The 26,804-nt window shown below is 60.6% G+C and carries 21 protein-coding genes; 15 read left to right on the forward strand and 6 right to left on the reverse strand.

Annotated features, from left to right (window positions below; genetic code table 11):
- Positions 1-108: 108 nt before the first annotated feature.
- From ACIPY2_RS06155 to ACIPY2_RS06175, 5 genes are all read left to right on the forward strand, one after another.
- Positions 109-774, forward strand: coding sequence for a response regulator transcription factor (locus ACIPY2_RS06155; protein WP_400265479.1), 666 nt, complete (start codon positions 109-111; stop codon positions 772-774).
- Complete coding sequence (locus ACIPY2_RS06160) at positions 771-2,201, forward strand: sensor histidine kinase (protein WP_400265480.1); 1,431 nt, start codon at positions 771-773, stop codon at positions 2,199-2,201. Before ACIPY2_RS06155 ends, ACIPY2_RS06160 begins: the two co-directional genes overlap by 4 nt.
- Positions 2,198-3,151, forward strand: a complete 954-nt coding sequence (locus ACIPY2_RS06165; RefSeq protein ID WP_400265481.1) for a TAXI family TRAP transporter solute-binding subunit — start codon at positions 2,198-2,200, stop codon at positions 3,149-3,151. Before ACIPY2_RS06160 ends, ACIPY2_RS06165 begins: the two co-directional genes overlap by 4 nt.
- Positions 3,152-3,244: 93 nt before the next feature.
- Complete coding sequence (locus tag ACIPY2_RS06170; RefSeq protein WP_400265482.1) at positions 3,245-3,946, forward strand: GntR family transcriptional regulator; 702 nt, start codon at positions 3,245-3,247, stop codon at positions 3,944-3,946.
- Between the two features lie 230 nt (positions 3,947-4,176).
- Positions 4,177-5,604 (forward strand): MFS transporter, encoded by a 1,428-nt coding sequence (locus tag ACIPY2_RS06175; protein ID WP_400265483.1) that lies wholly within the window; start codon positions 4,177-4,179, stop codon positions 5,602-5,604.
- A gap of 202 nt (positions 5,605-5,806) precedes the next feature.
- Here the strand turns inward: ACIPY2_RS06175 and ACIPY2_RS06180 are convergent, their stop codons facing one another.
- Together ACIPY2_RS06180 and ACIPY2_RS06185 are read right to left on the reverse strand one after the other, a co-directional pair.
- Positions 5,807-6,793, reverse strand: a complete 987-nt coding sequence (locus ACIPY2_RS06180; protein WP_400265484.1) for a CobW family GTP-binding protein — start codon at positions 6,791-6,793, stop codon at positions 5,807-5,809.
- A gap of 313 nt (positions 6,794-7,106) precedes the next feature.
- Positions 7,107-8,123 carry a LacI family DNA-binding transcriptional regulator gene (locus tag ACIPY2_RS06185; protein WP_400265485.1) on the reverse strand — a complete coding sequence of 339 codons (1,017 nt, stop codon included), beginning with the start codon at positions 8,121-8,123 and terminating at the stop codon, positions 7,107-7,109.
- A gap of 354 nt (positions 8,124-8,477) precedes the next feature.
- Here ACIPY2_RS06185 and ACIPY2_RS06190 point away from each other — a divergent pair, with 354 nt between their 5' ends.
- The 4 genes from ACIPY2_RS06190 (at position 8,478) to ACIPY2_RS06205 (ending at position 13,139) form a co-directional block, all read left to right on the forward strand.
- On the forward strand, positions 8,478-9,392 hold the full coding sequence (locus ACIPY2_RS06190; protein WP_400265486.1) for a polysaccharide deacetylase: 915 nt from the start codon (positions 8,478-8,480) through the stop codon (positions 9,390-9,392).
- Positions 9,393-9,488: 96 nt separating this feature from the next.
- A complete protein-coding gene (locus ACIPY2_RS06195) occupies positions 9,489-10,601 on the forward strand; it encodes an NADH:flavin oxidoreductase (protein WP_400265487.1) in 1,113 nt (370 codons plus the stop codon).
- Between the two features lie 78 nt (positions 10,602-10,679).
- Positions 10,680-11,678 carry an asparaginase gene (locus tag ACIPY2_RS06200; RefSeq protein WP_400265488.1) on the forward strand — a complete coding sequence of 333 codons (999 nt, stop codon included), beginning with the start codon at positions 10,680-10,682 and terminating at the stop codon, positions 11,676-11,678.
- A 93-nt stretch (positions 11,679-11,771) separates the two neighbouring features.
- On the forward strand, positions 11,772-13,139 hold the full coding sequence (locus ACIPY2_RS06205; protein WP_400265489.1) for an MFS transporter: 1,368 nt from the start codon (positions 11,772-11,774) through the stop codon (positions 13,137-13,139).
- A gap of 898 nt (positions 13,140-14,037) precedes the next feature.
- Here the strand turns inward: ACIPY2_RS06205 and ACIPY2_RS06210 are convergent.
- Positions 14,038-15,321, reverse strand: coding sequence for an ROK family protein (locus tag ACIPY2_RS06210; RefSeq protein WP_400265490.1), 1,284 nt, complete (start codon positions 15,319-15,321; stop codon positions 14,038-14,040).
- 351 nt (positions 15,322-15,672) lie between these two features.
- Between ACIPY2_RS06210 and ACIPY2_RS06215 the strand changes: the two genes are divergently transcribed.
- The 5 genes from ACIPY2_RS06215 (at position 15,673) to ACIPY2_RS06235 (ending at position 21,197) form a co-directional block, all read left to right on the forward strand.
- The gene (locus ACIPY2_RS06215; RefSeq protein WP_400265491.1) at positions 15,673-16,692 is read left to right on the forward strand and encodes a VOC family protein; all 1,020 of its coding nucleotides are present in this window, start codon (positions 15,673-15,675) and stop codon (positions 16,690-16,692) included.
- Positions 16,692-17,633 (forward strand): fumarylacetoacetate hydrolase family protein, encoded by a 942-nt coding sequence (locus tag ACIPY2_RS06220; RefSeq protein ID WP_400265492.1) that lies wholly within the window; start codon positions 16,692-16,694, stop codon positions 17,631-17,633. The genes ACIPY2_RS06215 and ACIPY2_RS06220 overlap by 1 nt, the downstream gene beginning before the upstream one ends.
- Complete coding sequence (locus ACIPY2_RS06225) at positions 17,630-18,637, forward strand: cyclase family protein (protein WP_400265493.1); 1,008 nt, start codon at positions 17,630-17,632, stop codon at positions 18,635-18,637. Before ACIPY2_RS06220 ends, ACIPY2_RS06225 begins: the two co-directional genes overlap by 4 nt.
- 468 nt (positions 18,638-19,105) lie before the next feature.
- Positions 19,106-20,185 (forward strand): amidohydrolase family protein, encoded by a 1,080-nt coding sequence (locus ACIPY2_RS06230; protein ID WP_400265494.1) that lies wholly within the window; start codon positions 19,106-19,108, stop codon positions 20,183-20,185.
- A 10-nt stretch (positions 20,186-20,195) separates the two neighbouring features.
- Positions 20,196-21,197, forward strand: a complete 1,002-nt coding sequence (locus ACIPY2_RS06235) for a fumarylacetoacetate hydrolase family protein (RefSeq protein ID WP_400265495.1) — start codon at positions 20,196-20,198, stop codon at positions 21,195-21,197.
- Positions 21,198-21,298: 101 nt separating this feature from the next.
- Here the strand turns inward: ACIPY2_RS06235 and ACIPY2_RS06240 are convergent, their stop codons facing one another.
- From ACIPY2_RS06240 to ACIPY2_RS06250, 3 genes are read right to left on the reverse strand one after another with little or no spacing between them, the layout of a single operon-like run.
- Complete coding sequence (locus ACIPY2_RS06240; RefSeq protein ID WP_400265496.1) at positions 21,299-23,485, reverse strand: glycoside hydrolase family 3 N-terminal domain-containing protein; 2,187 nt, start codon at positions 23,483-23,485, stop codon at positions 21,299-21,301.
- Positions 23,486-23,531: 46 nt separating this feature from the next.
- Positions 23,532-23,924 (reverse strand): DUF6379 domain-containing protein, encoded by a 393-nt coding sequence (locus ACIPY2_RS06245; RefSeq protein WP_400265497.1) that lies wholly within the window; start codon positions 23,922-23,924, stop codon positions 23,532-23,534.
- Positions 23,914-24,954, reverse strand: coding sequence for a sugar phosphate isomerase/epimerase family protein (locus ACIPY2_RS06250; RefSeq protein WP_400265498.1), 1,041 nt, complete (start codon positions 24,952-24,954; stop codon positions 23,914-23,916). The genes ACIPY2_RS06245 and ACIPY2_RS06250 overlap by 11 nt, the downstream gene beginning before the upstream one ends.
- A 292-nt stretch (positions 24,955-25,246) precedes the next feature.
- Here ACIPY2_RS06250 and ACIPY2_RS06255 point away from each other — a divergent pair, with 292 nt between their 5' ends.
- Positions 25,247-26,803 carry a GMC oxidoreductase gene (locus ACIPY2_RS06255; RefSeq protein WP_400265499.1) on the forward strand — a complete coding sequence of 519 codons (1,557 nt, stop codon included), beginning with the start codon at positions 25,247-25,249 and terminating at the stop codon, positions 26,801-26,803.
- Position 26,804: the final 1 nt, after the last annotated feature.

The following is a 26,804-nucleotide window of genomic DNA, read 5'->3' on the forward strand; positions in this document are numbered from 1 at the left end:
ATCCTGCCTCGTCCTGACCGAGCGGGGCGCCTAGAGTAACAAAGAGAAGAAGGTGGGGCGGTGCGGGAAAATCCTGCACCGCCCGAACCAGCGAAAGGAACCCGATACATGCGGATAGGCGTTGTCGAAGACGACGACGGCGTTGCCAGCGCGCTTGTGGACGCGCTGAAAGCTAACCGGATCACGGCCCACCGCATGGCCCGGGGCACCGAGCTGTTGACCCGCCACCCGGACTTCGACCTTGTCCTGCTGGACCTCGGCCTCCCCGACATGGACGGAATCGAAGTTCTCAGGCGCCTACGTCAGGTATCAGCGGTACCCGTCATCGTGTTGACTGCGCGGGACGATGAACGGTCGGTGGTACGGGGTTTGCGGAACGGGGCCGACGACTACCTGGTTAAACCGGCCCGTGTCGCTGAGCTGTTGGCCCGGATTGAGGCTATCCGACGCCGGGCACAGAGGGCTTCCGTTACATCGACTCATCTTCGCGAGTTTGGCGATGTCACAATCGACCTTTCGGGGCGAACGATGGAAGTGGGCGAAGAGCAGATCCAGTTGACAACCAAGGAGTTCCAGCTGCTGGCAATGCTGGTGGAGAGCCCGGGAACCGCCGTCAGTCGACAGCACATGATGGACCACATCTGGGGCGACGCGTTTGTCACTGTCTCGCGTTCACTGGATGTCCATATGACTGCCCTTCGGTCCAAGATCGGGCGCCCGGGGTTAATTGAGACCATCCGCGGGTATGGGTATCGCTGGACCGGCGAACAGTGAGAACCAGGCTGCTGTTGGTCCTCGCCATCCTCGGAGCAATCGTGGTGGCAGGATTCGCAGTTCCCTTGGCACTGTCGTCCGCGGACCTTCGCACGCGACAGTTTGTCCTCAGCCGGGACGGCGATCTTCAGCGATTCGCAGACCTAGCCGACAACTATGTTCGAAATGCCGGTTCCGGATTGGTCCTGGAAGAGATTGAGGCCTACAACAGCCTCTATGGTGATGCTGTCGCTGTAGTTTCCACCAGGGGTGCTTCCCCCCAGGTAGTGGGAACCACACTGGAAGATCCGGAGGTTTCTGCAGCCGTCGGCCGAGCGCTGCGCAACGAACGCTCGTCCGGCCTAGAACTTCTCACTCCTTGGAGCTCCAGGTCAACCGTCTTCGCCAAGCCGATTGGTTCCGGCGCTCAAGTCAACGGGGCAGTGGTCATTGTTGCTTCCACAGACGGCCCCCGGGGCGAGATCCTGCGGATGTGGCTGCTCATCGTCGCAGGGTCCATTACGGCGGTGGCAGTGTTCAGCCTCCTGGCTTTGGCTGTCAGCCGGTGGATCCTTCGGCCCTTGGACAAAGTCAGCCAGCGCATGCAGGAACTGACGGAAAGCCTTCCTGTCGCCAAGCCCGCCAGCAGTGACGCCGCGCCGCCGCCCCAGCACGCCGCCGGTGGGCCTCCCGAGTTTCGATTGCTCTCAAAAGCTTTCGAAAAAATGGCCACGACTGTTCACGCCTCGGCGGACGCCCAAAGCCGGCTGGTGGCCGATACAGCCCACCAATTGCGAAATCCTCTCACGGCTCTCCAAATGCGCCTCGACCTCTTGGAGCCTCAGGTCCGTAGGGATGGCACGAAGAGCTACCGGCGGGCTCTCGGTGAAACTCTCCGCTTGGAGGAAATCCTTGACGATCTTTTGGCCTTGTCCGTGGCAGAGACGCCGCGCGCCCGGCAACAGGTTCAAGAAGTTTGTGTGCCCTCGGCTGTGGCTCAGGAGCGGACAGATTATTGGGCGGAAAGTGCAGCTGTCGCAGGGGTCACTCTGGAAGTTCAAGACTCCCCTGCCGCGATCGCGGCCGGTATCAGTACTGGCGACCTCGAACAAAGCCTCGACGTGCTGCTGGATAATGCCTGCAAGTACGCCGGCAAAGGCGCCACTGTCAACGTTTCAGTGAGGCCCGCAGATGACGGTTGGGTCATGGTCGCGGTTGCTGACGATGGCATCGGTGTACCGCCGAGCGAACTGAAGTTAATCACCAGGCGGTTCTTCCGCGGAACTTCCAATCAGCCGGACAGGCCCGGCGGTACCGGCTTGGGCCTATCCATTGTGGAGGCCCTGATCGAGCGGAATGGCGGCCGCGTCACGACGCATGAAACTTCCGGAGGCGGTCTCACCGTCGTGCTGACGCTTGCTTCTGCGAACGAGCAGACAAGCCCATGAATCTCATTCATAGTTCCGGCAAACAACTATCAAGACGGCGGCTTCTCACGGCCACTGCTGCCGCTACCGCGGGCGGTCTACTGGGAAGCTGCAGCGCACCAACACGTCAGTTTACATTCGGCACGGCAGAGAACCGGGGTTTCTTCTACGATTTTGGCCAATCTCTGACTGCGGCCGTAGCTCGCGCGGGCGTTGGGTTCACGTTGGAACCCAAAATCACTGATGGCTCGGTGGAGAACCTGGACAGCGTTCTTGCAGGCAGGCTCGATTTCGCTTTGGTCCTGGCCGACGTCGCACTGCCTGAACGCGAGAATTTAAAGGCCGTGGGTCGGTTGTACCTGAACTACCTACAGTTCGCGGTCGCCGGCAATTCGTCCGTGCGCAGCGTCTCCCAGCTGAGAGGAAAGGTCATCAGCTTGGGCGCGAGCTCCGCCACTATCCGGGCCGGCCGTCTCCTCCTGGAGGTGGCAGGCATCAAAGAATCCGAGGTGACTATCCGCCAAGTGCCGATCACAGGGGTGCTCGATGCCCTTGCCACTCGTGACGTCGAGGCCGCGCTATTCGCGGGAGGAGTGCCCCATCCCCAAATGGAAGCCAGTACCGGCCGTGGTCCTTCGTCAGGGATCCGCCTGCTCGACCTCAGCGCTGAACAGCGGGCGCTCCAAGCGCAGTACGGTCCCGTGTACCAGCCGGTGACACTTCCGAAAAGCCTCTACGCCTCAGGAACAGAAATCGCCTCGGTGGGAATCTCAACCATCCTCCTGGCCAGACCAAACCTTCCCAACGACGTCGTCAACAGGATTGTCGACGTCCTGGTTACGAGATCCGCGGAACTGGTACCCCCGGGAGCTGTCGGCATTCAGTTCCTGGACACCCGTTCGCTGATCTACACCTCCGGGATCCCCCTGCATCCAGGAGCGGCCGAGGCGTACAAGCGCAACCATGCCTAGCGTCCGACGCGCCATAACCTGTACGAAAGCTGCGACAATACTTCCTGGGAAATGCCGTAGTTTTGGATGTAGTAAGCAGAAAGTGACATAACTATGAATGAGCGCAAACGTGTTCGTCCGCAACTGAGCGACGAGGCTTCCTCCTACGTCCGCGCCCTCATCATGTCTGGCAGCCTCCGGCCTGGAACCCAAGTCCGGCCAGAGGTCCTGGCCGAGTCCCTCCAAATCTCCACCACCCCGGTCCGGGAGGCGCTTCAATCCCTACGGGTCGAGGGATTTCTGGAGCTGGTACCCCGGAAGGGCTTCCAAGTGGCGCCGCTGACCGGTGAGGACATCCGGGATATCTTTCGGGTGCAGGCTCTCATCGGTGGGGAACTGGCGGCACGTGCTACGCACAACGCAACTGAAAAGGATTTGGCTGAGCTGGAAGCGTTGCATCATGAACTTATCGCTGCCGCGGCACGCAACGACGACGCGTTGTTGGAAGAGAAGAACCATGCCTTCCACCGGGAGATCAACCTCCTCGCTGACTCGCGGAAGATCATTTGGGCCATGGGCCTCGTTTCCCGCTATGTTCCCCGCAGGTTCTACTCGAGCATTGAAGGGTGGCCCAAGGCCACTGTGGACGACCATTCTAAGCTCTTGGAAGCCATCCGGTCGAAGGATGCTAAAACGGCGCGAACAGAGATGGAGGCGCACCTGATGCACTCAGGCGAGCTTCTGGCAGCCCACTTTGACGAGCGCGTCGCCGCTGAAGGAACCCGCGACGAGTCGCCGGGCCTGGCCCGCGTATAACCTCCTGAGACCTTCAGGTCATGCCGGGTCCGCACCTTCTGCGGGCCCGGCATTTTCGTATGCATGCCCATCCAGGATGAACCGTCTTAAGGGACCGCTAAGAAAACACAGATTCGCTGTTCACACAGGGTGACCTGAGACACATTGGAGGTAGTTCCAGGGCGAGAGCCCCGAACCGGCGGCTGCGGCACCAGAAGCCAAGCGCCGCCGACTAGAACGAAGGAGTTCAAGTGAACACTCAAAACACGCAGACCGCACCGGCCAAATCACGAGTAGTGAGCAACGTGGTGAAGGGATGCCTCGGCAACCTGATCGAGTGGTACGACTGGTTTGTCTACGCCTCATTCAGCATCTACTTCGCTGCCGAGTTTTTCCCCAGCGGGAACGCCACTGCCCAGTTGCTGTCCACCGCAGCCGTTTTCGCCGTCGGCTTCCTGATGCGCCCCCTCGGCGGCTGGTTGCTTGGCATGTACGCAGACCGGCATGGACGCCGGAACGCCCTCGCAGCTTCCGTCCTGCTAATGAGCGGCGGCTCGCTAATGATCGGCCTTACTCCGTCCTTCGAAACCATCGGCATTTGGGCACCTATCATCCTGGTGTTGGCACGGCTTATCCAGGGCCTAAGTGTTGGCGGGGAATTCGGTTCGAGTGCGACATACCTCTCTGAGGTGGCGACCCCGGGACGCCGGGGCTTCTTCTCAAGCTTCCAGTACGTTTCGATCATCGTAGGCCAGCTATCCGCCCTGTTGGTCATGATCATGCTGCAGCGCATTCTGACTCCCGAACAGATGGGCGAATGGGGCTGGCGTATTCCGTTCATCATCGGCGCCGTCGCCGGTCTGGTGGTCATGGTCCTCCGCCGCTCCATGGATGAATCCGAGCACTACAAGCTGGAGAAGGCCCGCAGCGATGCCGAAACCGAGTCCACCGGAAAGAAGCCTGTCGGCTCCCTTCGGGCTCTCCTGCAGTACCCGAAGCAACTCATCGCCGTCTTTTGCCTGGCCATTGGAGGGACAGTCAGCTTCTACGTCTACACCACGTACATGCAGAAATACATGGTCAACACCTCCGGCATCGCCAAGGAAGACGCCAGCGTCATCAGCTTCGTGGCACTGTTCATCTTCATGTTCTTGCAGCCGATCGCTGGCGGCTTGTCGGACCTCTACGGACGCCGTAAGGTCATGTTGTTCTTCTCCATCGGCGGCACGATCGTCACCGTACCTGTCCTTACAATCCTTGCAGACACCACGAACGTGTTCGCCGCCTTCGGTTTGATGATGCTCTGCCTGATCTTCGTCTCCGGCTACACCGCCTGCGCTTCAATCGTTAAAGCTGAAATGTTCCCCACTAGAGTCCGTGCACTAGGCGTCGGACTACCGCACGCACTCGTTGCCGCCTCCTTCGGCGGAACCGTTGAGCCGATCGGGCTGGCACTGAAGCAGTCCGGGATGGAAACCACATTCTTCTGGTACGTCACAGGCTGCATCGCTCTGACTCTAATTGCTTCATTCATGGTCAAGGAACCGTCAAGGAACTCCAGCCTTGAGGCAGATCTAGAACCGGCCGATCCGGGCACAGGTTATGTCCCTTCGGTCAGCGGTGGTCACAGCACCGAAACCTCCGTCCTCAGCCCGGTCGCTTCCGGAAAATCGCGATAGTAGAGCATCACTGCATAAGTGGCTGGTCTCCCGCCGGGGGCCGGCCACTTCTATGCGCACCACGTGGTTGCCCTCAGATAGCGCCAACGCAACGAGTTGCCTCAGCAAGAGCCTCCCCCAATTTCACTGCCTCATGCACGTGTCTCTACATCAGAGCCGGCGTCACACGCGTGACGCCAGCTCTTACCAAGCTGTTGTCATGTCACTCAGACTTCCCGCGCGCAATGGCTGCAGATGGGACGAAGCGCGCCAAAGAAGCTTCGAGCAGGCCAGGATCAAAGCCCCGGGTAATGAAGACCATGCTTGTCGAGCCGTTGGCTGTACGAGGAATGTCCGGAGCGGAGATCGGTTGCTGAATGACTGCCCCGACCGATTGCAGGACAATCGGTCCGCGCGGCGTCATGATGGTGCCCTTCGTCCTCAGAATTTGCTCAGACCTCGAGCTCAGGAGCATCTCCAACCAAAGAGCATATTCTTCCCAGATGACTCCGGGTGAGAGAAACAGGACTGTTGCAGTCGGTGTTTCCCACCCTCGCGGATTGCTGTCCTGGACCAGCTGGGGCACGGGATCATGCTCCTGCGCAACGGGTAATGGGTGCCGACGTCCGTAGCTTGATCCGTGCACGTCCGCGGCAGGAGCAGCGCTCGCGGCCAGAGCCTGCAGTTGCAACAAATTCCGCGGATCGGCGACGTCCGCCTTTGTGATGACTATCTTGTCGGCAGTGGAGAGCTGGTCCGCTTGGATGCGCCCCTGAAGCAGTTGCGCCCTCCCCGTGGCGCCATCCAGCACACAGACGAACTCATCAACAATCATGTTGTGCCGGAGAACGGGGTGAGTTGCGATGTGCTGAACTACGGCCACAGGATCGGCCACACCTGAAGTCTCAATGAATATTCTGGCGAGGCCGCTTTCCCCCTTGCGGTGTCCTACTTCGGTGAGCGCAATTAAGGAATGCAACAGCTCCTCCCTGGCATCACAGCAGATGCAGCCACCCGTTATGGAAAGTACCTCAGGCATTACATGGGGACTTTCGGCGGCAAGGAGCCAGTTATCAACTCCTTCTGCTGCAAAGTCGTTGGAAACGACGCTGCAGTTGGCTAACAAGTCCCCTTCATCGAGGAGGCGTTGCGACAACCAGGTGGTCTTCCCGGCTCCGAGGAAACCACCAACGACGGTGACGTGAATCATCTTTCATGCCCACCGTCTCCCCCGCCAATGGCCTCGTCCACGGCAAGAGGGTCAAATGGGCCACCCAGGAGCACGCTGGCACTGCGGCAGAGGTCCGACGGGTTGTTTACGACAGCAGTACGGCCGCTGCTGGTTGACAGTGAAACCGACCTGGAACTCTGATCAGCGGTAGATCGCAGTCCCCTCGAACCCAGGATGAGGTTGGCTGCCGATGCCAGTCTGGCGAGGGATTGAAGTTTGGCAGCCGGCGTCAATGGCACCCCTGCGCTAAACCAGTCCACTTTCTGCGGACCTGCCCCACACCCGCCGCACATCAGGAACGCCCCGTCTTCAACTGCAGTCGGTTTGTAGCTCCAATGGTCGACTGCCGTGGTACGAGCACTGGCTTGAGGAGCAATGGTTCCACAGACCCGCCTCCGATCAAATCAATTAGCATTCGCGCGCCGAGCCGCCCCATCTCAAACATCGGCGATCTGACCGTCGTTAAGGAAACGGGCAAGAACTGCCCTAACGCGACGTCGTTAAAGCCTACAACCGCGATGTCCTCACCCGGTTTGGCACCGTGATCCCGGATTGCCCCCATCACGCCTATGGCTGCGAAGTCATTTATGGCGAAGATTGCAGTCGTCTCGGGGTGACGGTCGAGGATGGCTGCCGCGGCTTCATATCCGCCGGATACATCGGCGCCAGAGTGGACGATCGAGCTATCCGCCACCAGCTTTCCACGCTCAAGATACCTTTGTACAAATCCGTGCGTACGCTCGGTGCACGTGCTGACAAAACTGGGCCCGGCCACGATCGCCACACGTTCATGGCCTAGCTCCAGAAGGTGCTCTGCTGCCAGCGAACCACCAAGGATGTCGTCCGTGGTCACGGAAGGATGGCCCCGCAAACGGCGGTTCACCAAGACATAGGGAAGCCTGCGCCGCTTGAGGGTTTCAACCAGTTCATCCCCATCAAGCCTCGCGTCTCCGAGAATTATGCCCTCGACCCGCCGCGCCAGAAACTCCTCGAGCTTACTACGGCGAAGTTCGATGCCATCCTGAGTGTTCGAAACAAAGGTGCTGTACGCCTTCTCATGGGCTCCCGCATCTACGCCAGCGTAGATTTCGGAAAGAACCATGTCCCTCAAGTCCGGCACAAGCACTCCCAGCAATCCACTTTTTCCGGTTCTCAGCTCAGCCGCTGCCGGATGCGGTTGGTAGCCCATCTCGGCCGCAATTGCTCGGATGCGGTCCGCAGTCTTGCTTCCAACCCCGGTCTTGTCGGTACCGAGGGCCCGCGAAACAGTAGAAACGTGAACCCCGGCACGCTGGGCAATCTCCTCCATTGTCGCCTTCGACGTCATGGCCGCCCTCTCGTTGGATTTGCTTGGGTCGACCTTATCGGATCCTCAAGCTGCCTTCATCTAGGCTCTCACGCAATGGTTTGCAGGACAATACACCCCGGGGACTTCCGCCTAATAAAAAACCCCTTTGAGAAGCCTCTTGACGCCTGTGACTCAAGACACCTAGTATCAACGCAATGGATTGCGTGGTTCACATCACGCAGCCTGGAGCACCCAGGGCCAACACCCCTAGGTACAAAATCGAGGCCGCTCGGCACGCAAGCAGCAGTACGGTGGGCCGCCGTCACAGAAGAGCCCCAGCGCGCGCTGGTAGGCGAGACACACTAAGGAAATGTCATGACGAAAGAGATCAAGGTCTGCATCGGGGCCGACATCGATGCCGTAGCCGGCTGGCTCGGTTCTTACGGCGGGGAGGACTCCCCGGCAGACATTCAACGCGGCATGTTTGCCGGCGAGGTCGGGATTCCAAGGTTGCTAAATCTCTATAAGAAGTACGACCTCAAGACCACCTGGTTTGCCCCTGGGCACTCGATTGAGACGTTCCCTCACCGCATTGAGCAAATTGTTGACGCTGGACACGAACTGGCAGCCCACGGCTACTCTCACGAAAACCCCATCCTGATGAGCCCTCAGCAGGAAGAAGACGTCCTGAATAAGTCGATTGAGTTGATCAAGGGCTTCTCAGGGCAGGCACCCCGAGGTTACATCGCCCCCTGGTGCGAATTGTCCTCAGTCACCACAGACCTACTCTTGAAGAACGGCTTCCGGTACGACCACAGTCAGGCGTTCCACGACTTTCAGCCTTTCTACGCCCGTACGGGTGACTCTTGGACGAAGATTGATTTGACCAAACCGGCAGACCACTGGATGAAGCCGCTCGTGCGCGGCAAGGAAATTGATCTGGTCGAAATCAACTTCAACTGGTACGTGGACGACCTTCCTCCCATGATGTTTATCAAGGGAAGCCCCAACAGCCACGGCTTCGTCAACCCTCGCGACATTGAGCAGATGTGGAAAGACCAGTTCGACTGGGTGTACCGCGAATACGACTACGCCATCTTCCCCATCACGATTCACCCGGACGTCTCGGGCCGTCCTCAGGTTCTGCTCATGCTGGAACGCCTGCTTGAACACATCCTGAAGCACGACGGAGTCAGTTTCGAACCCTTTGAGGACGTTGCCGAAGATTTCCGCCGCCGCTTCCCGTTCGACTCCAATGCCCGATACCCGTTCGATCGCGACCTTCCCTAGACGGTTTGGCCAGGGCGGCGGCTCATATTCCGCCACCCTGGCAACCCTCAACCCAATTCACTACACCATCAATCCGTGCGAAGCCAGGAGATCACGATGCCTACAGGAGCAACCGCACTCTCTCCCCTCTTTGAACCGTACGAACTAGGTCCAGTTCGGTTAGCTAATCGGCTTGCTGTAGCACCCATGACCCGTGTCAGCGCTGCCGAGAGCGGCGAAGCGACGCCCGTCATGGCCTCGTATTACGAGGGGTACGCGGCCGGTGGGTTCGGGCTCATCATCACAGAGGGACTCTACACCGATACCAATTACAGCCAAGGCTACCTTTACCAGCCGGGAATGGCTCTTCCGGAACATGCCAACTCTTGGAAAGAGGTGCTGCGCAAGATCCACAAGCAAGGGACACGTGTATTCGCACAGATCATGCACGCCGGCAGCCAATCGCAGGGAAACAGATATGTCGAAGCTACGATTGGCCCATCCGCTGTAGCACCCAAAGGCACCCAGTTGAGCATGTACCGCGGTGAAGGTCCGTATCGACAGCCGCTCGAAATCACTCGCGAACAACTGAAAGAGGCGAAACAGGGCTTCGTCTCCGCAGCCCTCCTTGCCCGGGATGCAGGTTTCGACGGCATAGAAATCCACGGTGCCAACGGATACCTGATCGATCAGTTCCTCACGGACTACCTCAACCAACGCACGGACGAATACGGTGGCTCGCCCACGGCACGGATACGGTTCGCCGCCGAGGTTTGCCACGAGGTCGTTGAAGCCGTCGGCGGAGACATGGCTGTAGGCATCCGCATTTCACAGGGGAAAGTCAGCGACAACGAACACCGGTGGAGTGGTGGTCCGGGCGAAGCCGAGGCCATCTTCAGCGCCCTTGGAAAAACTGGGGTCAACTTCATACATACCACTGAATACAGGGCCACTGATCCCGCATTCCACGGCCATCAGCAGACACTCGCCGAACTAGCTGCACACCACAGCGGTGTGGCAATTATCGCCAACGGCAACCTGGACCACCCAAGTGACTGCGCCGACCTGATCCGGAGTGGTCAGGCAGAGCTTGTCGCACTTGGGAAACCCGCCCTCGCAAACCGTGATTGGCCACAACGTGTCCTCACAGGTAGGGAACTGTCCGCAGACTTGGATGCCTCTCTGTTCGGGCCCTTAGCCAACATCAAGGACTGGGAACTGGAACTGTAGACCACGACCTGCGCCCGGCCCATTTGACCCCTAATCCACTACCACCCAGGGCGTTATGCCTACCAACAAGGACTTCTCGTGCAATCTCAACTCCCGAAAATCGCGTTCTTTACTCTCGGCGGGACCATCGCGTCCGTTCCCAACGCTGACGGACGAGATGCCATCCCTCGACTGTCGGGCTCTGATCTATTCGCCTCCGTGCCGCAGGTTGCTGAATTGGCCGAACTCGTTCCCACCTCGTTCCGCCGCTACCCGTCAGGGGATCTCACAATCACCGACATCCTGGAACTCGGCGAACTCATCGAGAAGAAGGCAGTTGACGGATTCGACGGCGTAGTCGTAACCCAAGGCACGGACACCTTGGAAGAAACCTCCTTCTTGTTGGATCTGGTGCTCCACACGGACATTCCCGTCGTACTGACCGGGGCTATGCGCAATGCCGGCCTCCCGGGGGCGGACGGTCCCGCCAACGTCCTGGCGGCTGTCCGGACAGCGGCAAGCCCTCTGGCTCATGGCCTTGGCCCGCTGGTAGTTTTCAATGACGAGATTCACCTTGCCCGGTATGTCCGGAAAACCCACACGTCCAGCACGGCGGCGTTCCGTTCTCCAAACGCGGGTCCCATCGGTTGGGTGAACGAAGACAGAGTCCACATTCCCCTCGTGCCGCGCCATAAGACCGAGGCCGTAAATCTTGGGGCCGATCAAGCCCCTCTGCCGAGGGTCGCTTTGCTCAAGCTCGGTCTGGATGCGGACGCAGACCTGCTGGAAAGTGCAGTTGATCTTGGATATTCCGGCATCATCGTCGAAGTTTTTGGAGGCGGCCACGTCCCCGCCAAAATCGTAGAGGCACTCAAGAGGACCGCTGTAAACGTACCTGTTATTTTCGCCTCCCGCACTGGAGCGGGCGAACTCTACCGGACAACCTACGCATTCCCGGGGTCCGAGAGAGATCTTCTCGCCTCCGGCCTCATGAGTGCCGGAGTGTTTGACGGTTGCAAGGCAAGGCTCCTCCTAACACTGCTCATAGCGGCCGGCGCAAGCCGCGAGCTGATCCAGCAACGCTTCTACTCCAACTAGCTGATTCCCGACCCCAACGGCATGGCTCACACGAGCTGATGCATACCTTCCTCGCGATCCCTACCCTCCCCCATCACCTTCCAAGGATCACCCATGAAAACAACAGACCCAACTACGGTCGAAGTGCAAAAAGTCACGCTACGTGACGTCAAAATCGCAACATGGATCTGCTTTTTCGCCTGGACCTTCGCGGTCTACGATTTCGTCCTGTTCGGAAACCTCCTCCCCGTTCTGGCTGCCGAGCTGGGCTGGGCACCGGCCGACGCTACGAACATCAACACCTGGATCACCGTCGGCACTGCACTGGTCGCCTTCGGCATCGGCCCGATCGTCGATAAAATCGGCCGCCGCAAAGGAATTGTCTTGGCTGTCATTGGCGCAGCAGTGGCCTCACTTCTCACGGCAGCAGCGGGCTGGGTTGCAGGCGTAGTCGGAGGCGTCGGCATCGTACTGCTGATCCTGATCCGTTCCATCGCCGGTCTGGGCTACTCGGAACAAGCCCTCAATGCCACATACTTGAGCGAAATGTTCGCCCACGCCTACAACGACCCTGCCAAGGCGCGCCGCCGGGGCCTCATATACTCCCTCGTGCAGTCCGGCTGGCCCATCGGATCAGTAATCGCGGCACTGTCCATCTACCTGCTGATGCCAATCGGCGGATGGGCTTTGTGCTTTATCGTTGCGTTCTTCCCGGCTATTTTCATCGGATTCGCTGCCCGATACCTGAAAGAAAGCCCCCAGTTCGTCAACCGCCGCAATGCACACAAACTCTTGGCGGAAGGACGCGTTGAAGAGGCCGAGGCCTTGGCCAAGGCAGCAGGAGTTGAAATCCGGGACGAGCACGCCCCACTGGTCTCAGCTTTCAAAGGCGAATCACTCCGGGCAACCCTCGTCATCGGTGGAGCCTTCCTCCTCAGCTGGCTGGGTATTTTGGTCTTCGCGATCCTCGGAACCTCGATCCTGACAGCGGAGTCCGGCAAGGGCATTGAGTTCAGCAACGCCCTGCTCATCCTGGTTATCTCCAACGCGACAGCCTTCGGCGGTTACGTTTTCCACGGCTGGCTAGGCGATAAAATCGGACGACGGAACACCATCGCAATCGGTTGGTTCTTCTCCTCAATCAGCTTCGCCGCGATGCTTCTGGTTCCATCGGCCTCCGAAGTGCTAGTTATTGCCTTCTACAGCCTTGGTCTCTTTTTCCTGATCGGCCCGTTCGCAGCACTCTTGTTCTTCAACGGCGAAAGCTTCCCAGTCCACACCAGGGCTACGGGCGGCTCGATCATCAACGCGGCAGGGCAGCTGGGCGCAATTCTTGGAGGCGTGTTCCTCACCGCGGCCCTGGCATCCGGTCAATCCTGGATCGATGCCGCCTTGATTTGGGGATGCGTACCGATTCTCCTGGCTGCGGTTCTCATCCTCTTCGCGCGCAATGTAGACCCGCGCACTGTTCGCGCGGACTGAGCTGGGCAACCAATAGATTTGGCCGGGTACTTGCCCGGCCTAATCTTTTGCCTAGCAGTGTCCCTGAATTTCAGGTCCGACGGACCGCACGAAAACAGTATCGGACACTCGCCGCTACGAGATGTATTGCCGATAGCTCTCGATGGTTGGCATACAAAGTAGTTCTGTATAAGTGAACCGGCAGAACAGTTTGTTGAATCCCTGCGTTGAACCCCATATATTCTATATGGTGGTCGTTTCCAAGCAGCACCCTTGAACGATGAACTGATCGATCCTTCATGCCACCCACGTAAAGGGGCCACTCCTCTTAGCCGATCGGGAACGGACAAGACCGCGCCGGCAAGTCCAACTCGCAACAGGCAACCCGAAGGTCGGGTGCCGGCGCGCGTCTTCCGTAAAACCAAAGAACAACTACTCCGCCTGGAGGAAGGACCATCAGTGCCTTTTCACCCTCATAGTACTTGGATCCCACTCGTCGGCGAATGGGTAGAGGTACGCCAAAACGGCGAATTCATCGACGCCGGCACCGTGGACGCTGTCACTCCCGACGATCAGGCTTTATGGCTCCAAGCCATGGGGCTCGAAGCCCGGCGCATAGTGATTCGGGAAGCTGGGGTCGAAGTCTGGGTCGACTATAAATGGGAGATAAGGCGAGAACCACTCTAGTTTTTGCCATGCTCCCCGGGTACCTCGGCCTGTCCCCATCGTCGACTGCTTTTCGTGACAAACACAACCAGGTGTCGGCCGGTCATGGCCCAATTTTGTTTCAACGCTGTCGCGAGGGGACTCGAACATTCAATATTGGCGGACTCCGGGCAAGCTGGATGGTCCCGACCAATTGGTCGGGCTGCTTAAGACTGCTGGCTCTGGCGCCGGGACACTAAGGCCGCGGAGAACCTTACCTCGCTTTGGAATCGCACGGGGCCGAGTCTTGGGTTTGCGGGGAAGGCCTGGAATTGGCAAACCAGTCAGCGAAGGTAACCTCGAACAGCTGTTCAAGCGCGAGTTCTATTCCGCCCCTAACCCCTGCCTGTGGTTCGAAAGCTGAAAGACCAATTGTCAGGTCGCGAGTCGCAAGAGGTGATGCGAGCTCGTATATTCTCTGCCGGACCTCCGAGAGAAACAGTTCTCCAGTAGAGGCGACGGCTCCTGTAAGGATCACGGCATCGGGGTTGAACATACTAACGAGGCGGCTCAGCGCTTCACCCGTCGTCCGGGCCGAGGCTTGGACGAGACTCACGGACAAGGCGTCGCCGTCTCTGGCCGCTTGAGTAAGGTCCTCCAAAGACAGGGCCCTCCGCATAAGGATCCTCAGGAGCGACGTCGAGGCGCCTTCCCCCATGGCTGAACCGGCACTACGCAACAAGGCCCAGCCTCCAGCGATTGCCTCCAAACAGCCCAAATCGCCGCAGCGACACACATCAGCGGAACCGGCCACCTTGACATGACCCAATTCTCCGGCCGCCCCATTGGCTCCTCGATGGACACGTCCCTGAGTGAGCAAGGCGGAGCTGACCCCCGCATCCACCTTGCAATAAATGAGGTCAGGGTTGGTTGTTGCCAGTCCTGTCCTCTCGCCGATAGCAAGTAGATTGATCTCACTGTCTACCCAAACCGGCGCCCTGTATCGTTCCTCGAAATAGTCTCTGACTTTAATACCGCCCCAGCCTGACGACATGCCGGGGGCAGCAACGACACGCCCTTCCGAGAAGTTCACCTGGCACGGAAGACCTATGACGACACCCCATACGGGTAAGAACGCTTCCTTGGCCAGCAACTTATCAATGACGTGGCGCGTGGCTTCGAAAGTCTCCATCGGTCCTCGTGACATGTCCCAAGCCTTATTGCAATGGCCGAGAACATTACCGTCCAGCATCGCCACGCCAACCTCAATTTGTTCCGCTGTGACTACGCAGCTCACGATCATGCCCTGGTTTGCCAAAAACTGGAGTTTTTTCGGTGCTCTTCCTCCAGACGACGGGGCCAAGACGCCCTCCCCTAGAAATCCCAAGGCAAATGCCCGTTCCAGCCGTTGAGTAACAACGCCGCGTCCCAGCCCCGTGACCCTGCCTAGGTCCGATCGCGTCATCGCCCTTCCTGTGCGCACGAGGTTGATGATTCCGAGAAGGCCGACAGTCTCGTCCGTGGGCATCCCGTGACGGCCTTCATCCTTTGCCACCATGCTGGCGATTATCCTCTCGCATCAGGGCTGTATTTCAAGCTTTCGAAAACTATGAGATTTCAGACGTGCCGAAAACCCTCGATTCAACTTGGTCACAGACACCCTACGTTATCGAAAACCGGCCCGTAACCAGGACTGCCTCGGCGCGCGCCGATCCGGAGCCAGGGGGCGAAATCACTGAAGCTACGCACGACCGCAACCCACCACGCCGCCGCGCTTACCACGGGTATCCATTTCACGAATGTGTTCTATCAACAATCCGTTCTTCCCCAAGCACGGGATCTGAACCATCGTTATTACAGGACCTGTAAACAACTGTCCGCAGCAACCAGCACTCAGAAGGAATTCATCGTGGAAACTCCCCTCTCCCATCTTGCCCACCTTGAGATCACCGCCCCGGACGTTGAAGCCTCCGCGAAATTTTACGAGGAAAAGTTCGGCATGCGCATCATCGACCGTATGGGTGGCAACGTCTACCTGCGCTGCTGGGGCGACTACTACCGCTATAGCCTGGTCATCACCGAGGGCCCCGAAGCGTCCTTGGGTCGGATGGCTTGGCGCACCAACTCCCAGGCCGCCCTCGAAGCAGCAGCAGCCCGCGTTGAAGCAACCGGTGTACAAGGAACGTGGACTGCCGGCGGCCACGGTTTCGGCAAAGCCTATGAATTCACCGGCCCCTACGGACACCACATGCGCCTCTTCTACGAAGTAGAGAAATTCGTGGCAGAGCCCGGCTTCGAATCCACCTACCCGGACCGTCCCGAGCGCCGCAGCAGCCACGCTGCTGCCCCGCGATTCCTTGACCACGTAACGGTTGCGTGCTCGGATGTCCGCGGATTTGCCAAGTGGTACAACGAGGCCCTGGGCTTCCGCGTCATGGCGTTCGTGGACCTGGACGAAGCCCCCATCACCGTTTTCTCCGTGCTCACCACCAATGAGAAGTCCCACGACCTCGGCGTCGTGGCCGACACCTCCGGCCGCCCGGGCCGCGTCAACCACATCGCTTTCTGGGTGGACGCCACGGAAGACCTGCTCCGCACCGCGGACGTCATGATGGAAAACGGCACCGCCATGGAATACGGGCCCTCCATCCACGGCGTTGGTGAGCAAAACTTCCTCTACTTCCGTGACCCGTCCGGCATGCGCGTGGAGCTCAACTCAGGCGGCTACCGCAACTATGTTCCGGACTGGGAAGCCAACACGTGGAAGCCCTCCGAGGGCTCCAACAACTTCTACAAGAACGGTGCCATGCCGCACTCCATGACCGAGTCCTTCCCGCCCGCTGAAGGTTTCACGGCCACTGAAGAGGGCGCGTCCCCTGAAATGAAGGAAGCCCTGCTCAACCCCTACGCCAAGCAGGGCCGGGGCTGATGACTGAGGCTGCATACTCGCTGGTCCGCTTCCTCGAATCGGGCTCGGACAAAGCCCGCACCGGCCTTCTCGTGGGGGAACGCGTCCTGCCGCTGGATTCGGACATCAATTCCCTGATCCAGCACTGGGACAGCTTGGAAGCAGAACTGGACACCTTGGCGGCCTCAGCCGGTGAGGATACCGGCGTGGACCGCGCCGCCGTCGAAATTCTTGCGCCCGTTGAACCGGCGCAGGTCCTGCAAACCGGCGCAAACTACCGCAAGCACGTGGTTGACCTGGCGGTGGCACACCGCGAGGCCGGCCAGGACGCGGAGGAAGTCCGGGCCAAGACTGCCGCGATGATGGATCAGCGCGCCGGCCAGGGAACGCCGTACTTCTTCATCGGACTCCCGACGGCGATCGCTTCCGCCACGGACCCGCTCACCTTGCCGTCTTACAGCAAGTCGCACGACTGGGAACTGGAACTGGCAGCGGTGATCGGCAAAGAGGCGTTCCGGGTTACCCCCGAGGAAGCCCTCGATCACGTTTTCGGGTACACCATGGTCAATGACATCACCACGCGGGAGTTCGTCTTCCGCAAGGACATGCCGGCCATTGGTTCTGACTGGTACCGGGCCAAGAATGCGCCGGGCTTCCTGCCCACGGGTCCTTTGCTGGTTCCCGCCAAGTTCTTCGGCGATCCGCAGGATGTTCAGGTGACGCTGAAGCTCAACGGCAAGGCAATGCAGGACGAGTCCACCCAGGACATGATCTTTGGTGTTGCCAAGCTGGTCAGCGAAGCCTCCCAGACCATGCCGCTGCGCCCGGGCGACCTTGTCCTGACCGGAAGCCCCGCAGGCAACGGTCAGCACTGGGGCCGCCTGCTCCAGGACGGCGATGTCATGGAAGGCACCATCACGGGCCTCGGTACCCAACTTATCCACTGCAAGGACGAACGGTGACGGCCGAGGCGCTCAACAGTGGACTTATCGTGCGCAAGGATCCGCTGGGCAGTATCCAGGCCGCAGCGGAGCGGTACAACAACTGGGGCCGTTGGGGCGACGATGACGTGTTGGGCACGCTTAACTTCATCGATGCGGCGAAACGCGTTGAAGCCGCAGCCCTGGTCACTACGGGCGAGGCGTTCTCCCTTTCGCAGCCGTTCGACACGAACGGTCCGCAGAAGGGCTGGCGGCGCCGCACCAATCCTGTGCACACCATGACCGACACCGGAGTCGACGCCGAGCGCGGAAACCAAGGTTTCCCGCATGGTTTCGGCGGTGCAGACGACGTCATCGCCATGCCGTTGCAGTGTTCCACGCAGTGGGACGGACTGGGCCATATCTTCGATCGCGGCAAGGCCTGGAACGGTAGGGCCGCCGGTGACGTGGTCACCTCCGAAGGCGACCTTGTCACGGGGATCGAGACCGCTGCGGCCAAGATCGTCACCCGTGGCGTGCTGCTCGATGTTGGGCGCGCGCTTGGTCCGCTACTGGGGCGAACCGATGGCGAGCTGCCGGATGGTTTTGCCATCACCCCGGAACACCTGGAGCGCACTGTCGAAGTGCAAGGGGCCAGCTCATCAGTGCGCCGCGGCGACATCGTTGTGATCCGAACCGGTCAGTACACGCGGGTCCGTCGCGACGGCTGGGGTGATTACGCCGGCGGTTCCGCTCCAGGGTTGTCCTTTAGCACCGCGGCGTGGTTGCATGCCTCCGAGATTGCCGGAATCGCAACGGACACGTGGGGCTTTGAAGTGCGTCCCAACGAGTTCGACGGCGCTTTCCAGCCACTTCACCAGATCGCCATTCCCAACCTCGGGTTGTTCCTTGGGGAAATGTGGGATCCGGATGCGCTGGCCGAGGCCTGTGCCGCCGACGGAAGGTATGACTTCATGCTCACCGCCGCTCCGCTGCCCGTCACCGGTGCTGTCGGGTCGCCTGTCAACCCCATCGCGCTTCGTTAGGACTGCCCACTACATCCCTCAGCGCATTTGTTGGTAACGCCGTCTCACAAGGGAGTCAAGGATGGCGGCAGTAGAGAAGGCCGGAATCGTCGCTGGGAGCGTCCGGACTTACTGCCGCCATCCTCCTGGCCGACGCCGACGTGGAGGTGAGGTTCTCGAAAAAGCCGGTGCGATTATCCAGCGGGGCAAAACGTCACCGGTATAGCGGACGACTTCGGATCCGTTACCGGTCCGCACGGCGGCGGGTGGCGGCACCGAGTACTGGGGCCTCCTTATCGGTGCTGACCGACTACTGCCCACCGGACAGAACACCATCTATACCTACCTTGTGGAAGAAAACAGGAACGCAACCAAGCGGACGGCTCACGGGTTAGGGCAGAACTCGATGCCGCCTACGGCGGCCCTTGGAAGGAAAACCGCGGCAGCCTCATCCACAGAACTCGTTTTTCCAATCTCCTTAAGGAACCCATGAACCACAATGCCCTCAGCCCCCAGCCCACAGTCGATGTCCACGCGCACATCCTGATCCCGGCTCTTCAACAAACCGTTGCAACAGCGGATCCCGATGGATTTGCAGCCCTCCAAGCACTGGAGGTGCGGCGCAACGGGCCTGAGTCCATGTCCAACTCAGGACTCATGATCAAGGAGCGTTGGCCGCAGTTGACCGACCTCGACAGGCGGTTGTCAGACATGGATGCCCAAGGAGTGGACGTCCAACTGGTTTCGCCGTCACCGTCGCACTTCTACTACTTCGCCGGCGAAGAACTCGCCCTGACGCTTGCCAGGCAGGCCAACAGAGCCATATGTGAATTCGTGCAGAAAGCGCCCAAACGGCTCAACGGCCTCGGCATCGTCCCATTCCAACACCCTCACCTGATGGTCGAAGCGCTAGAGCACGCCGTCATTGAATGCGGCTTGGCGGGGGTGGAAATCGGCTCCTTCGCCAGCACACCCGGCGACGCAGAACGCTCCACCGTGGAGCTTTCCGATGCCCGGCTGGAGCCCTTCTGGCTCCGGGCCGAAGAACTCGGCGCTGTGGTCTTCCTGCACCCCTTCGGCTGCTCGTTGGACGAACGCTTGGACCGCTTCTACCTGGCCAACACCGTTTCGCAGCCCACCGAAAATGCCGTGGCCCTGTCCCACCTTATTTTCAGTGGGGTCCTGGACCGGTATCCGAACCTCAAAGTGATCGCCGCGCACGGCGGTGGCTACCTTCCGACCACCATCGGCCGTTCGGACCACGCCTGGAAAGTCCGCCCCGAAGCACAACGGTGCGCCGAACCGCCATCGTCGTATCTGCAACGGATCTATTTCGATTCACTGGTCCACAATTCCCGCGAACTGCGCGCACTCGTCGAGGCAGCCGGTCCTGGGCAGGTACTGCTCGGCTCGGATTACCCGTTCGACATGGGCTCAGAGCAACCCGTTGCGGAGGTCCTGGCGGCAGGGCTTGCCGGTGCCGACGGCGCGGGGATTCTCGGCGGCAACGCCGCCCGGCTCGGCATCACCGCTGCGGCAACACACACCACCAACCGAGCCACAGCCTAAGGACACCGCCATGGTCAAGATCGCCCGCTGGAATCACGACGGCGGAACCTGGGCAGGGTTCGTTCAGGACGGCTACTGCTTCGCGCTGGCCGACGGACAGGACGTACAGACTTTGCTGGACGCCGGGCTCGAAGAGACACTGGACATCGCCCGGCGCACCATCGGTGCCCGCCCGTCGGTTCCCCTGGCCAACGTGCGGCTGCTCGCTCCACTGGCACCGGCCACCATCCGCGATTTCGTTGCCTTCGAGGAACACGTTGAGGGCGTAAGAAAAAGCATCGATGGCGTGGCAGGCGTGGTACCCGAGTGGTATGAGGCCCCGACGTTCTATTTCACCAACCCGCACACAGTCACGGGCACCGGCGAGGTCATCGGCATTCCCGCGGGCTGCAATGACCTCGACTTCGAGACCGAAGTCGCCGCCGTCGTCGGCCATGTTCCGGGCAGTGATGGCCGAAACCTGACCTCCGAAGACGCGCACCGCCACATTTTGGGGTACACCGTGCTCAACGACTGGTCAGCACGCGACCTGCAGCGGCGTGAGATGAAGGTCAGCCTCGGCCCCTGCAAAGGCAAAGACTTCTCCAACACGCTCGGTCCATGGATCGTCACTGCAGACGAGTTCGAAGATTTGCATGACGACGAGGGGTTTCTGCAGATCCGCATGGCCGTGGAAGTCAATGGTCAAGCGATCGGCCAGGATCTGCTCTCCAACATGGGCTGGCCGTTCGCGGAACTCGTCGCGTACGCGTCCCAGGACTCGGTGGTTAGGCCTGGCGACGTCCTCGGCTCAGGCACCTGCGGCAGCGGATGCCTCGCAGAACTCTGGGGGCGAAACGGCGCCCAAACCCCTCCCCCACTGAAAACCGGCGACTTTGTCCGAATGATAGTCGAACGTATCGGAACCATCGAGAATACCGTAGGCGAGCGCCGCGAAGCCCTCACCCGCGTCCCGGCCCGACACCGGCCACGTAACCGGGCCGTTCAGGCAGATCTGGGAGCCAGTCGCTGACGATTCGGCTGCCGCCGAACACCAAGCGGGTAGCCGAGGCAGGGATTTCATGAATTCCTGCCTCGGCTACCCGATTGTTTTACGTTGTTGGGCTGGCCACGTCAGGCAAGCACGTCAAGCCCGCACCTGGCCGTCCCCTCGAGGCCACCACCAACATGGATTTCGAAGGCACCTGGTTCAACGAGGTAGCGGCCATTGTTGTCCGAGAAACCCAGATCTTTCCAGCCAAGCTCAAAGGACGATGTCTTGGTTTCACCTGCCCCCAAGCTGTTGCGGGTGAAAGCCCGCAGTCGTCGCACCGGTTGGGCAAGGGAGGCAACGAGGTCGCGTATGAACAGCATGGTGACTTCGTCTCCCGTCAGGTCTCCGGTGTTGGTCACAGTGACGGCTACCTTTACTGTCCTACCCGCCTGGAGCTCAGCCAGGGTGATCGTCGTCGGCGAGACGTCCACCTCGGCGTACCCGAAGGTTGTGTAGCTCAGGCCGTGCCCGAAAGGGAACTGGGGACCAAGATCGAGGTCCTTGTACTTCGACGTGTAGTGGTCGTCCGTGTTGCCGGGCCCCATGAGCCCGACATCAACCACGCCGCCGGCGAGACTGCCGGACACTTTTGCGGGCCGCCCCGTGTTCTCGTGGTCATAGTAGATGGGAACCTGGCTGGAAGACCTGGGGAACGTCATGGGCAGCCGGCCACCCGGGTTCACTGCGCCGCTCAGTGCACGGGCCACAGCGCGTGGCCCTTCCAGTCCTGAGTGCCAGGCCTCAAGGAGTGCCGGCACCGCGTCAATCCAGTCTGAGGTGACCAACGGACGTCCGTTGAACATGACAACTGCCGATGGCCTGCCGGTAGCAGCGACAGCCCGGATCAGCTGTTCCTGGGCACCAGGAAGCCGGAGATCGCTGCGGGAACTGGCTTCACCCGTCAGTGCCGAAGGCTCACCGACAGCAACAACGATTGCATCGAAGTCGGCTGCGTCGGCCACTGCTTGTCCGATCAGGTCCAAGTCGCCACCAAAGAAACCCGTGCCTTCCCGAACCGTCACATCCCATTCCGGGCACTCTTCCCGGATCGCTTCGGCCAAGGAACCGGCAGGTTCTGCAAAGGACTGCACCCATGCCCCGAGGTGATCGGTGCTGTTGGCGTACGGCCCCACCAGAAGTACCCGCTGGCGTGCCGTTCCAAGGGGAAGAACGGAATGGTTCTTGAGCAGGACCAAGCCTTTTTCCGCGGTTGTCAACGCAGCACGGCGGCTTTCGGAAGACGGCACCACCACCTCATCCCCGGGTGACCTGTATGGGTCGGCGAACAAGCCCAACGCAAGTTTCAGGCGGAGAACCCGGCGCACGGCGTCGTCCACACGCGCCGACGGCACGTCTCCAGGACCAAGGCGGGTGCCGCCGTCGGACGTTGTGACGTTACCGCCCATTTCAATATCCAGGCCCGCCGCGAACGACTGCCTCAGTGCGTCATCCAGGTCCTCGGCGATTCCGTGGTCCAGCAGGTTGACGACGCCATCGGCGTCGCCCACCACCACGCCTTCGAACCCAAACTCATCCTTCAGGATGGAGGTCAGCAGGTGATGGTTGGCGTGCGCCGGCCGCCCGGAAACCGTGTTGAAGGCCGCCATGACAGTTGCCACGCCGGCGTCAACCGCGGCCCTGAACGGATCCAGATACACATTGCGGAGCCGCTGGCCGGAAACGTCAACGGTGTTGTAGTCCCGCCCGCCCTCCGCCTGGCCGTAAGCCACAAAGTGTTTCGCGCAGGCAAGGATGGAATCCGGATCGCCCAGCGAGTCGCCCTGGTAGCCGCGCACCTTGGCGGCTCCGAACACACTGTTGACGTACGTGTCTTCTCCGAAGCCTTCAACAACACGGCCCCAGCGGGGATCCCTGGATACGTCGATCATGGGCGAGAACGTCCAGTTGACTCCCCCGGACGCCGCTTCCTGCGCTGTGACGCGGGCGTCAGTTTCAGAAACTGCAGGATCAAAACTGGCCGCCTGGGCCAAAGGGACAGGAAAGGTTGTCCGCTGCCCGTGGATGACATCCAATCCCACCAGGAGCGGAATGCCATGAGCAGTTTCTTCGCGGGCTATCCTTTGCAGTTCATTGGTGGCCGCGGCACTGCGCGGCCAGAAGATTGCGCCGATCCCGCCGCGGACCAGATCCGCGGCATCCTGCAGACGGGGGCGGAAGGCTATCTGGAGCTGGCCCAGCTTTTCCTCCCACGTCATGGCCTCCAGGAGGTTTTCGACAAGTTGGTCCTGTACCGGCGCTGATGTCACCGTTGGTCCTTTCTTTGATGGTGGGACATCGCGCCGGCTCCGGCGATCAGTCCCGGAGTGTCAGTACCTTTTGGTCGGCGCCGCCGCCCGGGACGGGCATGTACGAGATCCGCAACCTCTCACGCACGGCCACGGAGTGCTCGCCCCGGCCCAGTCCGCCCGGCTTGTCCACCGCCACAGTTGCGACCTCCCCCATTTCCCAGCGGTCGTCAAAGATGCCGGGAAGGTCGGTGAGTTTGTAGGTGTTTCCGTGGACGGTGAGGGACACCGCAGAGACCGGGGCCGTTTCGCCGTCCACAGTGACTTGCACGTCCTCCACCATGGAAAGTCCCAAACCGCGGTAGTAGGGAAGCCGTACGCCCAGCTCGAAGCCCGTGACGCGATCATCTTCAACCGTGTTGCGGAGAGTGTCCTCAACAATCATGTACTTATCGAACACTGTGGCCTCCCTGGGCAGGGGCGCCTGCAGCAACCCCGTCGTCTTCACCGAGCAAACGCTCAAACATCCTGTGCTGGCGGCCGACCTGCTCCACGCTGTCAACCTCGAAAATGTCCTGGATGTGCCTGTTGCCCTCGTATTCGCTGGAGAGGTAGCCGTTGTAACCGCCCTCGATCAGCACCGGGATGATCTTGTCGTACGGGATGCTGTATTCGGTGCCCTCATCGGTCATCTCGTAGAACTTCGCCTGGATGTGGTGGATCAGCGGCATGTGCTCCAACATCACCCGCGGATCATTCCAGGTGAGGAAAGTGGAAAGCCTGGCGATGCCCTGCTCCACCGGGTTGGCGCCCATGTAATTGAAGGTATCCATGAGCCCGTGAACGTCCCCGCGGCTGTTGTACGTTTCCACCGCGAGCTCCACAAACCGGGGCCTGGCTCCATCGCGCAGCGCCCGGTCGGACATGACCCGCGGGAAACGTTCAACGAACGTACCCATGTCAGGCATGAAACCCAGGGCAGGAGACTGCAAGCGATGCATGACCTCCAAATGCCGGATCACCCAGGGGTGTTCGTAATGGAAGGGCGCATGCACTTCCAGGAGCAGCCTCAGGCCCAGCTTCTCAGCGTAGGAGGCGCACGCTTCCATGACCTCCGGCGGCGTGTTGATGATGGCCCGGACGTGCTTGGCGCCCATTCTCTTGGCGATATCCAGGTCCTTGCGAACGGACTCCGTCATCTCGTCCAGGGTCATGACCCGGCCGGGATAGCGCTTGGTATCCAGGAAAAGGTCCGTGGCCACCGTGGTGGTTCCGTACTTTTCCATCCAACCATCCCACGTGCGGTAGAAGGCTTCGCCAGGATCCGGATACCCGGTCATGGATTGTTCGGGAATGATCTCGATCCCCAAGGCCCCTATGGTGGCAGCCTCGCTGACGCAGTCCTCCAAGGACATCTTCTTCAGGAAACACTCTTCCTGGTAACTGTAGAAACTGACTCCACGCTTGATCTGATGGGCGGTACTCAACACCCAGCTCCTCGTGTTTGGCGCGCACTGGACGCGACATTTCGCACCGACCTACGACGGGCGTAGTCCAACGCTACTGGGGGCTTCCGGCAAATGGCAGTGGCCCCAGGATCAGGAACGCCTATGCCGCGCATCCACAGATTGAATGACTGCCGGAGGTGCTCCAAGGACCTTTCACCAGTTAGCGTTTTACCAGGTGCCTGCATCGACCACCGCGCGCACTGCGCGCTGATGCTCCCGGGCACCGTGCCGCAGGTTCACAGGCCGGGCACTGAGTGATCCGTGAAGGATTCCCGTGAAAACCCATGAGTACGACGTCGTCATTGTTGGCAGCGGTCCCGCAGGCGCCGCCTATGCCCGAACCCTCCATGAGGAGGCTCCGCAACTGCGGGTCCTGATGGTGGAAGCCGGCCCGTCGTTGTCCAAACCACCAGGTTTGCACGTCAAGAACCTGCCGGATCCGCAAGCTCGGGCGGCGGCCCAACTGGCATCGCAAGGACCGGTCACTTCGCTTAGCCCCGAGTCCCCTGTCCCCGGCCCCGGTCGTCCGGGGACTTTCCTGTTGCGGCCGGACGAACTGGCTCCCCTGGCCGGAATGCCGGCGGCCGCCATGTCCAGCAACGTCGGCGGCATGGGCGCCCACTGGACCTGCGCTTGCCCAAGGCCCGGAGCATCCGAGCGGATCTCCTTCCTGGACGACGGAACCCTTGATGCGGCGCTCGGGGAGGCCGAACGGCTTTTGTCCGTCACTTCGGAGGCATTCGCTGACGCTCCCTTCTCCGGTGACGTCCGCGAGCGGCTCGAACACGCTTTTCACCGCACCGGCGCTGCCGCCATCCAGCCCATGCCACTTGCCGTGCGAAAGCATCCTGACGGCACCATCACGTGGTCGGGGACCGACGTCGTCATGGGTCCGCTGGCTGAACCGACAACGCGCGGTGACTTCTTTGAGCTCCGTGACCAGACGCTGTGCCAACGGGTGATGCTCGACGCCGGACACGTCACCGGAGTCGAGTTGAAGGACCTCGCCACCGGTACGGTGACCCACGTCCATGCCCCTGCAGTGGTGGTGGCGGCCGATGCCCTCCGCACACCGCAGCTCCTGTTCGCCTCGGGCGTGCGGCCGCGGGCTCTGGGCCGGTACCTGAACGACCAGCCGCAAGTCATCAGTGCTGTGCGTTTACCGGCCGATGTTGTTCAATCAGGTGCCGGAGAGGCCGTTACCGGCGCCGCGGTGCACAGCGGCGTTTCCTGGGTTCCCTACACGGACGAGGAACCGTTCCACGGCCAGGTGATGCAGCTTGATGCTTCCCCGGTGCCCCTCGCCGAAGACGACCCCGTAGTGCCGGGGTCTGTCATTGGCCTCGGCTGGTTTTGCGCGACTGAGACCGTGGAAGAAAACAGGGTGGAGTTCGATGACACCAGCCTGGACCACTACGGGATGCCCCGCATGACCATCAATTACAACCTCACGTGGAAGGACCTCCGGGTCATCGAGCAGGCCAAGGACGCAGTGACCCGCGCTGGCAAGGTCCTGGGTACCTTCCTGGATGACAGGCCGCCTTTCCTGCTCCCCGCGGGTTCGTCGCTCCACTACCAGGGGTCGGTCCGGATGGGACAGTACGACGACGGCCGCTCGGTATGCGGTCCGGACAGTCAGGTGTGGGGTACTGAGGGGCTTTACGTGGCCGGCAATGGAGTGATCCCCACGCCCACCGCCTGCAACCCGACCCTGACGTCCGTAGCCCTCGCGGTCCTCGGAGCCCGGTCGCTGGCCCGGGGTATGAGTGCAGCCTTAGCCAGCCCCTATTTGCCGGACGGCGACCGCACAGCGCGAGATCTGGGCACTTGAT

Source organism: Paenarthrobacter sp. NPDC089675 (assembly GCF_044749185.1).
Taxonomy (GTDB): domain Bacteria; phylum Actinomycetota; class Actinomycetes; order Actinomycetales; family Micrococcaceae; genus Arthrobacter.